Below are 14093 nucleotides of genomic sequence, written 5' to 3' on the forward strand. Positions count from 1 at the left end.
TTAGCGATAATGCGTAAAGAAGAATGTTTTTATTTAGGTAAAATCGCTAAAAAATTTAGTTTCAAAGGTGAAGTTCTGGTTTATTTAGACACAGACGAGCCTGAGTTATACGAAAATCTGGAATCAGTGTTTGTTGAATGCAACAAACACTTGGTTCCTTTTTTTATTGAAACAAGTTCTTTACATAAAAACGACTTTCTTAGGGTTCGTTTTGAAGATGTAAATAATGAGGAAGAAGCTGATGCACTTGTTGGCAATGCTATTTATCTTCCTTTATCAATGCTGCCAAAACTTACCGGCAACAAATTCTATTTCCATGAAGTTATTGGTTTCGAAATCGAAGACCAGCGTTTAGGTGTTTTCGGAAAAATTACTTCAATTAATGACTCTTCTGCGCAGCCTCTTTTTGAAGTTTTAAATGGTGAAGTAGAAATCTTAGTTCCAATGATTGACCATTTCCTGGTAAAAATTGACCGAGAAAATAAAAAGGTTATCATGAACCTTCCGGAAGGATTGGTTGAGATGTACCTTTGAGTTTATAAATTCCAATTTTTAAATCCCAAATTCCAAAACTGAAAGATTAAATCTCAATTTTTGAAATTCCAAATTCCAAGAATATAGAACACTTATAGAATTATATTTTTGAAGGAAAAAACCTATATTTAAATTGTTTTTCACTATTTTTAAGCCCAACAATTGGAATTTGGTATTTTAAAATTTTGGAATTTAAACTATGAAACCATACGATTTAGAAGAACGAACATTTTTGTTTGCAAAAGACTGTAGAAATTACATTAGAAGTTTATCAAAAACAACATCAAATATTGAAGATGGCAAACAATTAATTAGATCATCTGGTTCAGTTGGAGCTAACTATATTGAAGCAAACGAAAAACTTGGGGACAAAGATTTAGTTTTTAGACTCAAAATATCCCGAAAAGAAGCTAAAGAATCTAAATATTGGTTAAGATTACTTCACGAATTAAATCCAGATCAAAGATCCGCTTCAGATTCACTCATATTCGAAATAGAAGAATTAAGAAAAATTCTATCTGCAATAATTACTAAAACTACAAAACAATAAATGGCAATTTAATCTTATTTTTGCAGTTCAAACTACATAATTTAATCCGTATTACATTTGAGATTTGGAGTTCTTTTTATTAGAATTTCCCTTTTTAAAATTGGAATTTGGAATTTAAAAAATTTGGAATTTTCATTTATGTTTTCATTTAAACAATTTTCTATCAAACAAGATAAAACCGCAATGAAAGTAGGTACTGATGGCGTTTTATTGGGTTCTTGGGCTCCAATTCATCATAATCCTTTTAGTATTTTAGATATTGGCGCAGGAACCGGAATTATTGCCTTAATGCTGGCGCAGCGAACTCATGCCGAACAAATCGATGCTCTTGAAATTGACGAAGAGGCGCATGAACAAGCTGTCGAAAATTTTGAAAGTTCACCTTGGGGCGATCGATTATTTTGTTTTCATGCCGGATTAGATGAATTCATTGAAGAACCAGAAGATGAATATGATTTAATTGTTTCAAATCCGCCTTTTTATGCCGAAGATTATAAAACAGAAAATGAACAGCGAGATTTAGCACGTTTTCAAGATGCTATGCCTTTTGAAGAAATCGTCGAAGCTGCTGATTTATTACTTTCTGAAAACGGAATTCTTGCAATAATTCTTCCTTACAAAGAAGAAGAAAAATTTATCGCTTTAGCAAAAGAAGCTGAATTATATCCTATAAAAATTACACGTGTAAAAGGCACTCCAACCTCAACAATTAAAAGAAGTTTATTGGCTTTTAGCAGAAATGAAGTTTATGAAATTGAAATCGACGAATTAACAATCGAAATTGACAGACATGTTTATACTCCTGAATATATTGAGTTGACGAAGGATTTTTATTTGAAATTCTAAACTTGTTCAAAAATACTTTTAAACTGATACAAGATTCTTTCGATTAAGCGCAAATCTTCGGTTACGATTTCGGCACTTCCTTTCATTTCCTGCTGAAACAAAATTTGTTTGTTATAAGAAGTATGCAGTCCGTCTGGCAGTGCAACATCAATCAATAGATTTCCGTCTTTATCCGGAACCAGAGAAATGTTCTGAATTCTGCCTTTTAAAACACCAAATTCCCTGTCCGGAAAATTAGCCAGACGAATATTGACTCTCTGTCCTGTTTTTATCTTTCCTGAATTTAAAGCCGGAGCTTTTACTTTTCCTATAAAACCATTTTTAGCATCGGGAATAATCGAGAAAACATTATCACCCGAATTTATCGTCTGGTTTTCTGTCCAAACCTGTAAAAAAGTAACCTTTCCGCTGATAGAGGATTTTAAGGCATAAGCCAGTTCCCAGTCTTTTATCACTTTTTTAAGCTGATAAAATGACTGCGCCATGTTCCGCCCAAGGTTAACCTCTTCTTTGGTACTGTTTGCCTGCGAACTCTGGCTCGATTTTGTATTATCGATAAGAGAAGACCTCAATTGAGAAATCGACGATAACAGGCTTCTGTAATTCTTTTGTGCCTGCAGGAACCCCAGTTTTTTAACTTCCATTTCCTGGGCCGAAATAATGCCTTTATTGAACAAGACTTCAAAACGGGCCACTTCGTTCTTTTGAAGCTGCAATTCGCTTTCATTGATTACTTTTTGCTGCTGCAGAATTTCTAATCTTTCCTTTATTTGGATTTTTTCTGAAACCTGCGCTCTGTTTTCAATTGCAAAAGGCTGCAGGTCATGATTCAGCTCCTGTGCCTGATAATCTTTCTGAAAAACAGCATAGGCGCTTTCTATTTCTCCCAGCTGTGTGTTTTTTAGTTTTGAAAACGGAAATTCTATTTTTGGATCATTGATATTATAATTCTCAACAATACTTTTCAGCAGAAAAACATCGTTGTAATTGGCTGTATTTTCTATAATAGCAAGCGTACTGTTTTTAGATACAATCGATTTGTTTTTAACCAAAATTGCTTCAATACGGCCGGATGATTTGGCAACAATTTTCTCCGGCGGAATATTGGTCGTAATTACAATTTCGGTATTGACAACATCTGGATATTTTATAAACCAGGAAACAAAAAAGAGCATCAGTATGATTACAAAAATCAAAACCGTTCCCCAGCGGATCATCCAGTGCGGTACTTTGGTGAGAATGTCCTGAACTTCCTCGCTTCGTAATTCTAATGTGCTGTTATCTTCTTCCATGATTAATTTCCTAACTGCAATTGGTTTTTAACCAATTCAAAATAATTTCCTTTCTGCTCCACCAGCGATGAATGTGAACCTGTTTCGATAATTTTTCCTTTTTCTAAAACCACAATCTGGTCTGCATTCATAACCGTGCTTAAGCGGTGCGCAATTACAATTACAGTTTTGTTTTTAAAGAAAATATCCAGTTTCTGCATAATCACTTTTTCATTATTGGCATCCAAAGCTGATGTGGCTTCATCAAAAAACAATATTTCAGGGTTTTTATAAACTGCTCTGGCAATCAATAAACGCTGTTTCTGCCCCGTACTCATTCCCGTCCCTTCGGCTCCAATTTTTGTATTATAACCAAGAGGAAGCTCGCTGATGTATTCTTTAATATTGGCTACGTCTGCTGCATAAACCAATCGCTCTTTATCAATTTTATCTGCTCCAAAAGCAATATTATTAGCTATTGTATCGCTGAAAATATAACCTTCCTGCATTACAGCTCCAATGTTTGACCGCCAGGCTTTCTGCGAAATGTTTTTAAGCTGTGAGCTGCCAATATTGATTTCGCCTTTTTCAGGTTCATAAAACTTAAGAAGCAGTTTCATTAAAGTTGTTTTTCCACTGCCGCTAACACCTACTATAGCCGTTACTTTATTGGCCGGAATCACGAGGTTTAAATTATCTAAAACCGGAATATCTGATCCTAAATAGCGATAGGAAAGATTTTTGATTTCGATATCACAATCATATGGAACATCATTGGTCTGATGGATTTCCTGCTGGGTTTCATCTTCTTTTTCATGAATTTCAGATAATCTTGCCAGTGATATTCTGGCATCCTGCAATTCTCTCACAAATTCGATAAGCTGTGTTATGGGTCCGTTCAGGCTTCCTACAATCGAGCTGATTGCGAGCATCATCCCCAATGTTATTGATCCGTCGATTACTAATTTAGCAGATAGGAATATGATAAAAATATTCTTTAATTCATTTATAACCGAAGAACCGATGGTCTGGCTTTGTTCCAGAATCAATCCTTTTATTGAAACCCTGAATAATCTCGCCTGAACATATTCCCAGCCCCAGCGTTTTTGTTTTTCGGCATTGTGGAGTTTGATTTCCTGCATGCCGCTTATAAGTTCAATTACTTTTCCCTGTTCATTAGAGACCTCAGCAAAACGTTTATAATCTAAAACTTCCCTTCGCTTTAAAAACAGCGTAATCCATCCAAAATAAAGAATACTGCCTGCAAAAAAGACCAGAAATATCTTTAAGTTAAAATAGGCCAGAACACCGCCCAGAACAAACATATTGATTACAGAAAACAATACATTTAAAGAGGATGTGGTCAGTATTTTTTCTATCCGGCGGTGATCGTTGATACGCTGCATGATATCTCCTGTCATTCTCACATCAAAAAAGGAAATAGGCAGATTCATTAATTTAATAAAGAAATCTGAAATTAAGGAGATATTTATTCTGGTTGAAAGATGCAGCAATATCCAGCTTCTGATAAGTTCAAGACCGGTTCTTCCGGCAAAGAGAAATAACTGCGCAAAAAGAATTAAATATATAAAATGGATGTTCTGGTTCTGTATTCCCACATCGACAATACTCTGGGTCAAAAACGGGAAAATAAGCTGCAGTAAGCTGCTCGCCAATAAACCTATGCTTAACTGAATTAGAAATGATTTATAACGCAGTACATATTGCGATAATAATCCAAATCCTAAACCTTTATTGTCTTCTTTATCAAATTCTGACTGAAAAAATTTTGGTGCGGCTTCTATAAGTAAAGCAATACCTTCTTTAGTGTTGTCATCGGCATTGTTTCCGATCCAGAATTTAAGGAAATCCTTTTTATTATATTCAATTAATCCAAAAGCGGGATCAGAAATATAGTAAGTTCCCTTTTTTATTTTATAAAGTACAACGTAATGATTTTTGTTCCAATGCAGGATACATGGCAGAGGCGCCTCTTCGAGTCTTTCTGCACTTAACTTTACACCCAGGGTCCTGAAACCAATTTTCTCGGCAGCATCACTCAAAAAAAGCAGATTGCTTCCTTCGCGAGTAGTCTCGCTGCTGTCGCGCAGTTCTTGTATATGGATTGTTTTGCCGTAATGTTTAGCGATTATCTTTAAACATGTAGGGCCGCAATCCTTAAAATCTGCTTGTTTATAATGAGTGAATTTTTTCAATTTAATCTTAAATTTTTTAATTTTAATTTGCAATAAATGTATGCCGTTTTTTTATAAAAAAATAGAGAGGAAAAAAATTTCCTCTCTATTGAATATTTAATTATAATATTTTAAGTAATACCAATTTCTCTAGGAGATGGCACTTGATCAGCCCTAACCAAATAAAACCGACCCAAGTGACCAATTATCCTGAGAATCCCGACACCAATCATCAATGTTGGGATAATTTGCTCAATGTTCCACGATCGAGCGCCTACAAATTAAAAAAAACATGACTAAATTTTAAAAAGGCTTTATTGTATATTACTTTAAATAATTTAAAAAATTAGAAGCAAAGACCATTTGAAAAATTCTCTGCTGGGTTCCCCCTCTAACAATAACCGTACAGTTTTAATTCAATTCTGAAAAAAAGTCTGTACAATCATCATAAGATATTATCGAATTTGCATCGCATTTAGATACTGTTTCTTTGCCGGCAATAATACCAACTATAGTTTTTTGTTCACTCGCGCTTATTTCTTGCGTTCCTTCCAGGTTTAATATATTTTTTAACATAACTGTAAATTTTAATTGTTAGATAATTTATCAAATGTCAAACTAGGCTATTCTTTCTAGTACTGTTGTTTCTTTTTCTTCGACAAAATCGTTTAAAAAGTATTTCAATTCGCTTAATTCATATTCATTAGGAAACAACCTCTCATTAACAATTTTTACCGGTGTGTAATTAAAGTTGTTTTTAGAACACCACTCATATTGTTTATTTATTTCCTGATTGATCATCATGCTGACATTGTCAACATTCCATTTTTTCAGCCATTTTTTCAAACTCATTTTTTTAATATGCCAGTCTGAAATAGCTTCAACTGTTTTTCCAGGTGTTGACCTGTTTATTGTTAAAAGTCTTTCGACAACTGCTTTATACGGATTGTCAATGTTTTCAGGATTGATGTTGAATAAAACACTTAGATATATTTTATCGGGAAATTTTAAAACTAAATCAAAAGCTTCCTGAAATGTTTTATGACAATGAACACAACTTGGACTTATTATTACTGCCAGTTTTACAACAGCGCTTCTGTTTCCAAAATTTAATCCTCTTAAATCTTCAAATCCATTTTGATGAGAAACTTTTTTAGATAAAAAGTTTAGCAGTGAATAGTTTCTTTTGAATTTTTTAAGCTCTTTTAAAGAGTTTTCATTATTAAGTACATCTTTGGCAATTGATTTTACAACAAATGCAATTGGTATTAGAAGAACTAAAGAAAACAAAAACGGGAAAATTGTACTAAAACTAAAACTTAACGTAAATAAATCTGATGAAAACCAAATTATACTTTGTGTAAATATTAAAAAGGAAACCATTAAACACATTACACACCATCTTTGAAGTTCGAATTTTTGAATCCAAACTGAGGATACAATAATAGGAATCGCCAATAAACTCAAAAATCCAACAAAAATTGACGAACTAACAGGCTGTACTAATACTGAAATAAAGCTTGCACCAAAAAACAAAAGAGGTAAATCTGAAAAGCTAATCCATCTATTCTCGTAATTCTCGCTAAAACTCAAAACAGAGTTACAAGAAGAATTTGTACTTAGATTACAAAAGTTAGTAATAAGATTGTTCTTAAAACCAAGCTTTTCCTGAACGATTAAAATACTTACGATTAATCCTAAAGCCGATGTTAGCAAAAATACAGCGCTAAAAATACTGTATGAACTATAAAAAAATGATAATCCTGCTACAAGTATAAAAGGTATAAGATATTTTAACCAATTTAGTTCAACTTTTAAATTTTCTCTTGCAACTACATTATTGGGTTCTATTGCAACAATTACCCCATTCCAGTCTAAAAGGAATTTCTCGTATGAAATTTTTTGAACTCCTTTTTTTATAGAATTAATGCGAACAAAATCTTTTGCTTTTTCAACTAAAATTAATTCTTCCTTAAAATAGGCTAGAAAGTTTGACGGTAAATCAACTATTTGTTCCTTTGGAACTCTTATGGCAGCATTCTCTATCGACAACAAATCAAATGAATCTGTTATCGCAAATAAACTCGGATAATTAGGATGTGAAAGAAACAAGTCTTTAAACTCATTCTTTACATCCGAGTATCTGTTTATTTGAAGAAATTTTTGGATAAGTTTTAACATCTTTAGGACCTGTTTTAAATCGAATTACAGTACAAAGATTGCAGTTTTTATTCAAAAAATATTGCTAAAAGCACACATTTTATATATTATACTACATACAATTTATAAATTATAGCAGCTATAATACAATTACAAGTTATTGATTATCAAATATTTATTATAGAATTAGTTTTACAAAAGCGTTCAAAACCCAATTCTCGATCAAGAGCTTTACATTTTCTTTAGTTTTGATAAATCAGTAACCGTAACATGTAAAAAGATGGCAAATATGAAATTAAAATTCGAGGATTTCCAAGGAGAAAAATTATCAAAAAATCAACAAAAAGTGGTTAGAGGAGGAGATGATCCTGTACCACCGCCGCCAGTTGATCCTGGAAAAAGAGATAATAATGGTAACGGGTAATTGTTTCCTTATTTAAGCTGCTAAAAGTTTTTTTTTAAAACTAGATATTATTCGCAAACTGAGCTGGAGACACTCCAGTTCTTTTGCGAAATGATTTTGCAAAAGATACTGCATTTTTAAAACCCACACTTTCTGCAATAGCTTGTGTTGAATATTTTCGATACATATGATTAGTAATCATTTCATTGATTACATAATTAATTTTTAACTCATTCGAGTATTCTCCAAATGATTTACCAAATCGTTTATTCACTACATAAGATAAATATGTAGTATTTGTTTTTATTTTTTTAGCTACATAAGGCAAAGTAAAATCTGCGTTAAGGTATTCCAGTTTGTTTTCAAGAGCTAATAATTTTTCTACAATTTTATTTTCTTTCGCTTCATCAATACTTAGCGTAATATTTTCTCTTTTAAGGTGAATTTCTTCCGTTTCAAGAATTTCTTCTTTTTCTTCCGGCTCAATTTCAGCATTGTTTTTCTTTTCAATGTTTGCCTTAAATTCTTCTATCAAAGCATTCATTTTTTTATGTGCCTTATTTTTATCTCTAATGTTTTTTATTAGTAAAAATACAATTCCAACAACTAATAAGACATAAAACACTTTTAATGCCTTATTAATAAGTACATCATACTGGTATTTTTCCTGAATAACTACCATTTCCTGAGTCAAATCATTCACTCCTAGTTTATAATTTACCTCCAGAGCTTCATGATTCAGCTTTGTTTGAAAATCTTCATAGTTATCTAAGTAAACTTTAGAGTGTTTATAGGCAAGTTCAGGCTCATTCTTTAAATTATAAATTTTTGCCTGATAATAATTTGACTTCAAAAAATCTATATTATTAGATTTTGTTATTTCTGCAAGTGAATCACATTTTTTAAAGAAAACCAGCGCTTTATCGTACTTTTTTGTAGTAAAGTATATATCTCCTAAATTATAATTGGCAACACATAATAAACCCGGCTGATTGTTTTGCTGTGAATAAAATACAATGTCATAATATGTTTTTTCAGCAGCTTTATAATCTCCTTTCCAATTGTATATATTACCTAAACTTAATTTTGCTGTGATTTTATTATCTGCAAAATTCTGCGAATAATTAATTGCCCTTTTATAATAATATTCTGCCGAATCAAGTAAGAACTTTTTGTCTGAATTTTTAATGAAGTAATTCTCGTAAGAACTTCCTAAATTAACATTGATGTTACTCTTTCTATTTAAAAAATCCTCCTTAGTAAATATTCCTTCGTTTTTATCAACAAAATCATTCAGTTGTTTTAGATTTTTTATGGCTAATTGATAATTTCCAACGGCTTCATTAATTAAAGCTATATTTCCTCTAAATTTTACAATTTGAATAACATCTCCAATTTCAACAGAAAGCTTCATCCCCTGCTGATACTTGTCGAGCGCGGCACTAAAATTACCTCTTTTCCATTCTGCCAAACCTCCATAATTATAGATATAAGACTTTAATTGTATTTTATCGCGTGATTCCGGGACTTTTTCTAAGTATTTAAGGGCCAGAGAATATTTTTCTTTTGAAAGTTTAGTATTACCTTTTATCTGAAACAATTGAGTCATTGCTCCATTTGCAAAAGCTAAATGTTTAAAATTGTTTGATTTTGACATCTGCTTAGCGTATACAAGGGCACTATCGACATTTGCATTATAATTTAGTCGAATTTTTTCCTGCAGTATAAGATACTCCTCTTCAGTCAGTGCACTTTTCTGTTGGGCAAATGCAGTATTCAGAACAAAAAAAAGTACAAAAGAGATGATCAGCCTCATTCAATTTATGTTTTTTAGAATCTCAAAATTAGTTTATAAATTATCAATAAACTAAAATTAATTTACCTAATTTGTGATTATTTTTTAACTAACATGTAAAAATATAACAATTTAACTTTGTTTTGTTATATTTTTATTGCGTAAATTTGTTTTGAAAAATCCTAAACAAAAATGAAACCAGACTTATTTCAAGCTCCAGATTATTACAACCTTGACGATTTGTTAACAGATGAACATAAATTAGTTCGAGAATCAGCACGTGCATGGGTTAAAAGAGAAGTTTCTCCTATTATTGAAGAATATGCTCAAAAAGCAGAATTTCCTAAGCAGATTATAAAAGGGCTTGGAGAAATTGGCGGATTCGGACCTTATATTCCTGTTGAATACGGAGGTGCCGGTTTAGACCAAATTTCTTATGGCTTAATTATGCAGGAAATTGAAAGAGGAGACTCTGGTGTAAGATCAACTTCATCAGTACAATCTTCATTAGTAATGTATCCAATTTGGAAATACGGAAACGAAGAACAGCGTATGAAGTATTTGCCAAAATTAGCAACTGGTGAATACATAGGATGTTTTGGTTTAACAGAACCAGATCATGGTTCTGATCCGGGAAGTATGATCACCAATTTTAAAGATATGGGAGATCATTACCTTTTAAATGGTGCAAAAATGTGGATTTCAAATGCTCCTTTTGCAGATATTGCTGTTGTTTGGGCAAAAAATGAAGAAGGAAGAATTCACGGTTTAATTGTAGAGCGCGGTATGGAAGGTTTTACAACTCCTGAAACTCACAATAAATGGTCGCTTCGTGCCTCTTCAACCGGAGAATTAATTTTTGATAATGTAAAAGTTCCAAAAGAAAACCTGTTACCAAATAAATCTGGTTTAGGAGCTCCGCTTGGCTGTTTAGACTCAGCACGATACGGAATTGCGTGGGGAGCAATTGGTGCTGCAATGGATTGTTACGATACTGCTTTGCGTTATGCTAAAGAGAGAATTCAATTTGGAAAACCAATTGGAGGAACTCAATTACAGCAGAAAAAATTGGCCGAAATGATTACCGAAATCACAAAAGCACAATTATTAACCTGGCGTTTAGGTGTTTTGAGAAACGAAGGAAAAGCAACAACTGCTCAAATTTCGATGGCAAAACGTAATAATGTCAACATGGCAATTCAAATTGCCCGCGAAGCCAGACAAATGTTAGGCGGAATGGGAATTACAGGAGAATACTCCATTATGCGCCATATGATGAACCTGGAAAGTGTTATAACTTATGAAGGAACTCATGATATTCATTTATTGATTACCGGAATGGATGTAACTGGAATTCCAGCATTTAAATCATAAACATCTATTAAAATATATATAAAAACAATATAAAAAGCTTCTTCTAACCGAGAAGCTTTTTATATTTGTCCCAAAATTTACATAAATGAATATTGAAACTATAAACAATAGCATTCAACCTCAAAAAGAACAGCTTTTAAAACATTCCTTATATAACAAAATCCAAACGATTGATGACTTACACAGCTTTGTGGAAAATCATGTTTTTGCTGTTTGGGATTTTATGTCTTTATTAAAAGCTTTACAAGCCAAACTTACTTGTACTACAACACCTTGGTTTGCAACTAAAAACCCGGAAACAAGATATTTAATAAATGAAATTGTTCTAGCCGAAGAAACTGATTTAAGTATTGACGGAAGAAGACAAAGTCATTATGAAATGTATCTTGAAGCAATGGAAGACTGTGGTGCAGATACTACAGAGATCAATAAATTTTTAGCCGAAGTAAATTCGCTTCACAACATTTTTGTTGCTATAAAACAAAGTTCGCTTCATCCTGAAATAAAAGCCTTTCTTGATTTTACTTTTAGAGTGATCGAAGAAGGAAAACCACATCAAATTGCTGCAGCTTTTACCTTTGGGAGAGAAGATTTGATTCCGAGTATGTTTACCGAAATCCTGAATAATTTTCAAAAAAATCTTCCCGATACAGATTTAAGCAAATTGCTGTATTATTTCGAAAGGCACATTGAACTTGATGCTGATGAACACGGACCAATGGCAATGCAGATGATTACGGATTTATGTGGAGATGACGCTCAAAAGTGGAAAGAAGTTGAAGAAGTTTCGATTCTTGCTTTAGAAAAACGAATTGGACTTTGGAATGCTATTGAAGAAGAAATTCTTATGAAAACAGAAATGGTTTAAAAACCAAAACAGCATATTTAACGTAACTATTTGTTTAAACAAGCCAAATTAATTTAAACAAATTATGAAACCGCAATTCAAACAAATAGTTACAGTTATTTTTTCAGCATTTCTATTAAGCTGCAGTTCCGAAGAATCTTCATCAGAAACTCCTGTTTCGCCAGGATCTACAACTCCACCTCCAACAACACAAATTCCGACGACTCCAATTTCTAAATCCATAAATTATCTGGCTTTAGGAGACAGCTATACTATTGGACAAAGCGTTTGCGAAACCTGCAGATATCCAGAACAGCTCAAAACGAGCTTAAAAGCGCTTTATCCTGAAACCAATTTTTCATTAAACGTAATTGCCGCAACGGGCTGGACTACCAATAATTTACTTACAGCTATAAAAGAGCAAAATCCAGAATCAAATTATGATTTGGTTACTTTATTAATTGGTGTAAACAATCAATATCAGGGCAGAGATTTTTCTATTTATGAAAAAGAGTTTCCTGAATTAGTTATAAAAGCAATTGCCCTGGCCAAAGGCGATAAAAAAAATGTAATTGTACTCTCAATTCCAGATTATGCTTACACCTCTTTCGGAATGATGTTTGGAACCGACGGAAGGATGAAAATCACTGAAGAAATAAACAAATACAACACTTTTGCCGAAAACTACTGCATGATGAATGGCGTAACATTTGTTTCCATTACAGATATTACCAGAAATGGATTATATAACACTAGTTTAGTTTCTTCAGATGGATTACATCCTTCAGAATCTGCTTATGCAATGTTTGTTGAGCGTATTTTAACAAAGGTTAAAGCAGCTTTGCAGGGTTAATTCTCTATTTCTGCAGTAAGTAAAACTTTTTCAGGACATTTTTAGATCTGCTATTCCCTATTTTTTATTTACACACTAAACATTCCTTAGTCTGCTCATAAGAATTACACCAGCTTGATTTTTTTACTACATAGGCCGTTTGATTTACTTGCCTTCTAACCAATTGTAATAAGCTTATAGCCTCTGCTTTAGATGTATATCCCATAAGAATCGTTCTGAATACATTGCCTTTTTTTATTATAGCAGAATTTGGATTTATTTTAATTGCTTTTTTAAGCTCAAAATTTGCATCCTCAATTTTAGAATCTCCTCCGGCAACTATAAACCATTCTACTCCCGGTTCTGTACTCGACAAAGGTGTTTCAAATAATTCTTTTTTCTTTTGATTTTCTTCAATCTCCTTTATTTGGGCCTTAGTATAGCTTTTAGAAGTGTCAATTTTTACATTTTCAATCTTCACATAATCATCATATTCTTTCTTTATTTCAATATAGTAATTCGTCCATGATTTTTTCATTTCGCCTCTTGGCGATACTATTGACAAGTATTTAACAAGCTGCAGTCTTACAAGCGGTTCTTTTTCATTTTTAACATCGTTTACATACCTGTCAAAATATTCGAGTTCTTTAATATCCTGATCCCTTTCTTTAAACAAATCACTCACTACCAGCGTAACAGTACTTATTGCAAGTGTTACGATTACCCATTTAAAGTAATCAATAAATTTATCCAGATTCTCCGGCGCTATCTCTGCTTTTTTAATCAATCTGTATAAAATGACAAGAGATAGTAATCCTATAAAAACAAAAAATAAATAAAGCCAAAACGAAACATTTCCTGTATTTGAAAACATGGGTTAAAGATTTTAAAGTGTTAGACAATTTCCTTTTGCTTGAACAGAATTTTGTCTTTTTGAGCCTATAAAGACTTGGTAGTAACAAATACAAAACACTGAAAAACAATGCAATATAAAACTAAAACCTAAAAAAACACCCCGTAATTATACCCATTTTTATCTGATAAACTAATTTTGAAAAATAAAGCCCTCATTCTATTTAGAATGAAATTGCGGGTTTAATTTTGCAGAGAGGATGTAATTCGAACCCCATTTACCTCCCATAAATACTAGTATATACAAATTTCAGTATCCCACAGAATGTACCGAAAATAATCTATTTGAATTAATTAATCTTCACTATATTAAACTATTACATCGAAAAAATAATAATTTCAAAATAGATTTTTTTGTGGGAAACTTTCCACTT

Annotated in this window: 13 protein-coding genes; 7 read left to right on the forward strand and 6 right to left on the reverse strand. The window is 32.3% G+C overall.

What is annotated here, in order from left to right; genetic code table 11:
- The first annotated feature begins 9 nt into the window (after nucleotides 1-9).
- From rimM to LUU93_RS01700, 3 genes are all read left to right on the forward strand, one after another.
- On the forward strand, nucleotides 10-534 hold the full coding sequence (rimM, locus tag LUU93_RS01690) for a ribosome maturation factor RimM (protein ID WP_232677563.1): 525 nt from the start codon (nucleotides 10-12) through the stop codon (nucleotides 532-534).
- A gap of 199 nt (nucleotides 535-733) precedes the next feature.
- On the forward strand, nucleotides 734-1084 hold the full coding sequence (locus LUU93_RS01695) for a four helix bundle protein (protein WP_232677564.1): 351 nt from the start codon (nucleotides 734-736) through the stop codon (nucleotides 1082-1084).
- A gap of 138 nt (nucleotides 1085-1222) precedes the next feature.
- Entirely contained in the window at nucleotides 1223-1930 is a 708-nt protein-coding gene (locus LUU93_RS01700) for a tRNA1(Val) (adenine(37)-N6)-methyltransferase (protein ID WP_232677566.1), read from the forward strand.
- Here the strand turns inward: LUU93_RS01700 and LUU93_RS01705 are convergent.
- The 4 genes from LUU93_RS01705 to LUU93_RS01720 all read right to left on the reverse strand — a co-directional run bounded on the left by LUU93_RS01705 (nucleotide 1927) and on the right by LUU93_RS01720 (nucleotide 7577).
- Nucleotides 1927-3222 carry an HlyD family secretion protein gene (locus LUU93_RS01705; protein ID WP_232677568.1) on the reverse strand — a complete coding sequence of 432 codons (1296 nt, stop codon included), beginning with the start codon at nucleotides 3220-3222 and terminating at the stop codon, nucleotides 1927-1929. The two genes, LUU93_RS01700 and LUU93_RS01705, sit on opposite strands and share 4 nt — an antisense overlap.
- A gap of 2 nt (nucleotides 3223-3224) precedes the next feature.
- Nucleotides 3225-5417, reverse strand: coding sequence for a peptidase domain-containing ABC transporter (locus LUU93_RS01710; protein ID WP_232677570.1), 2193 nt, complete (start codon nucleotides 5415-5417; stop codon nucleotides 3225-3227).
- A 390-nt stretch (nucleotides 5418-5807) separates the two neighbouring features.
- A complete protein-coding gene (locus LUU93_RS01715) occupies nucleotides 5808-5972 on the reverse strand; it encodes a hypothetical protein (protein ID WP_232677572.1) in 165 nt (54 codons plus the stop codon).
- Between the two features lie 42 nt (nucleotides 5973-6014).
- Nucleotides 6015-7577 (reverse strand): vitamin K epoxide reductase family protein, encoded by a 1563-nt coding sequence (locus tag LUU93_RS01720; protein WP_232677574.1) that lies wholly within the window; start codon nucleotides 7575-7577, stop codon nucleotides 6015-6017.
- Between the two features lie 268 nt (nucleotides 7578-7845).
- On the opposite strand from LUU93_RS01720, the gene LUU93_RS01725 reads away from it, so the two are divergent.
- Nucleotides 7846-7980 (forward strand): rSAM-modified peptide, encoded by a 135-nt coding sequence (locus tag LUU93_RS01725; protein ID WP_232677576.1) that lies wholly within the window; start codon nucleotides 7846-7848, stop codon nucleotides 7978-7980.
- Nucleotides 7981-8020: 40 nt separating this feature from the next.
- On the opposite strand, the gene LUU93_RS01730 is transcribed toward LUU93_RS01725, so the two are convergent.
- Nucleotides 8021-9775 carry an AraC family transcriptional regulator gene (locus LUU93_RS01730; RefSeq protein ID WP_232677578.1) on the reverse strand — a complete coding sequence of 585 codons (1755 nt, stop codon included), beginning with the start codon at nucleotides 9773-9775 and terminating at the stop codon, nucleotides 8021-8023.
- A gap of 171 nt (nucleotides 9776-9946) precedes the next feature.
- Between LUU93_RS01730 and LUU93_RS01735 the strand changes: the two genes are divergently transcribed.
- The 3 genes from LUU93_RS01735 to LUU93_RS01745 all read left to right on the forward strand — a co-directional run bounded on the left by LUU93_RS01735 (nucleotide 9947) and on the right by LUU93_RS01745 (nucleotide 12828).
- Nucleotides 9947-11128, forward strand: coding sequence for an acyl-CoA dehydrogenase family protein (locus LUU93_RS01735; protein ID WP_053471504.1), 1182 nt, complete (start codon nucleotides 9947-9949; stop codon nucleotides 11126-11128).
- An 85-nt stretch (nucleotides 11129-11213) separates the two neighbouring features.
- The gene (locus LUU93_RS01740) at nucleotides 11214-11996 is read left to right on the forward strand and encodes a DUF3050 domain-containing protein (RefSeq protein ID WP_232677579.1); all 783 of its coding nucleotides are present in this window, start codon (nucleotides 11214-11216) and stop codon (nucleotides 11994-11996) included.
- A 64-nt stretch (nucleotides 11997-12060) separates the two neighbouring features.
- Nucleotides 12061-12828 (forward strand): SGNH/GDSL hydrolase family protein, encoded by a 768-nt coding sequence (locus LUU93_RS01745; protein ID WP_232677580.1) that lies wholly within the window; start codon nucleotides 12061-12063, stop codon nucleotides 12826-12828.
- A gap of 64 nt (nucleotides 12829-12892) precedes the next feature.
- Here LUU93_RS01745 and LUU93_RS01750 read toward each other — a convergent pair whose 3' ends face one another.
- Nucleotides 12893-13681, reverse strand: a complete 789-nt coding sequence (locus LUU93_RS01750; RefSeq protein WP_232677581.1) for an SPOR domain-containing protein — start codon at nucleotides 13679-13681, stop codon at nucleotides 12893-12895.
- Nucleotides 13682-14093 lie beyond the last annotated feature (412 nt).

The organism is Flavobacterium soyae (genome assembly GCF_021245985.1).
Lineage (GTDB): Bacteria > Bacteroidota > Bacteroidia > Flavobacteriales > Flavobacteriaceae > Flavobacterium > Flavobacterium soyae.

What these genes read in the sequence shown, in the direction of transcription:
- LUU93_RS01725 (WP_232677576.1), top strand. Translation starts at nt 7,846, where the DNA reads ATGAAATTAAAATTCGAGGATTTCCAAGGAGAAAAATTATCAAAAAAT.
- LUU93_RS01730 (WP_232677578.1), bottom strand. Translation starts at nt 9,775, where the DNA reads ATGAGGCTGATCATCTCTTTTGTACTTTTTTTTGTTCTGAATACTGCA.
- LUU93_RS01700 (WP_232677566.1), top strand. Translation starts at nt 1,223, where the DNA reads ATGTTTTCATTTAAACAATTTTCTATCAAACAAGATAAAACCGCAATG.
- rimM (WP_232677563.1), top strand. Translation starts at nt 10, where the DNA reads ATGCGTAAAGAAGAATGTTTTTATTTAGGTAAAATCGCTAAAAAATTT.
- LUU93_RS01735 (WP_053471504.1), top strand. Translation starts at nt 9,947, where the DNA reads ATGAAACCAGACTTATTTCAAGCTCCAGATTATTACAACCTTGACGAT.
- LUU93_RS01750 (WP_232677581.1), bottom strand. Translation starts at nt 13,681, where the DNA reads ATGTTTTCAAATACAGGAAATGTTTCGTTTTGGCTTTATTTATTTTTT.
- LUU93_RS01740 (WP_232677579.1), top strand. Translation starts at nt 11,214, where the DNA reads ATGAATATTGAAACTATAAACAATAGCATTCAACCTCAAAAAGAACAG.
- LUU93_RS01720 (WP_232677574.1), bottom strand. Translation starts at nt 7,577, where the DNA reads ATGTTAAAACTTATCCAAAAATTTCTTCAAATAAACAGATACTCGGAT.
- LUU93_RS01745 (WP_232677580.1), top strand. Translation starts at nt 12,061, where the DNA reads ATGAAACCGCAATTCAAACAAATAGTTACAGTTATTTTTTCAGCATTT.
- LUU93_RS01705 (WP_232677568.1), bottom strand. Translation starts at nt 3,222, where the DNA reads ATGGAAGAAGATAACAGCACATTAGAATTACGAAGCGAGGAAGTTCAG.
- LUU93_RS01715 (WP_232677572.1), bottom strand. Translation starts at nt 5,972, where the DNA reads ATGTTAAAAAATATATTAAACCTGGAAGGAACGCAAGAAATAAGCGCG.
- LUU93_RS01695 (WP_232677564.1), top strand. Translation starts at nt 734, where the DNA reads ATGAAACCATACGATTTAGAAGAACGAACATTTTTGTTTGCAAAAGAC.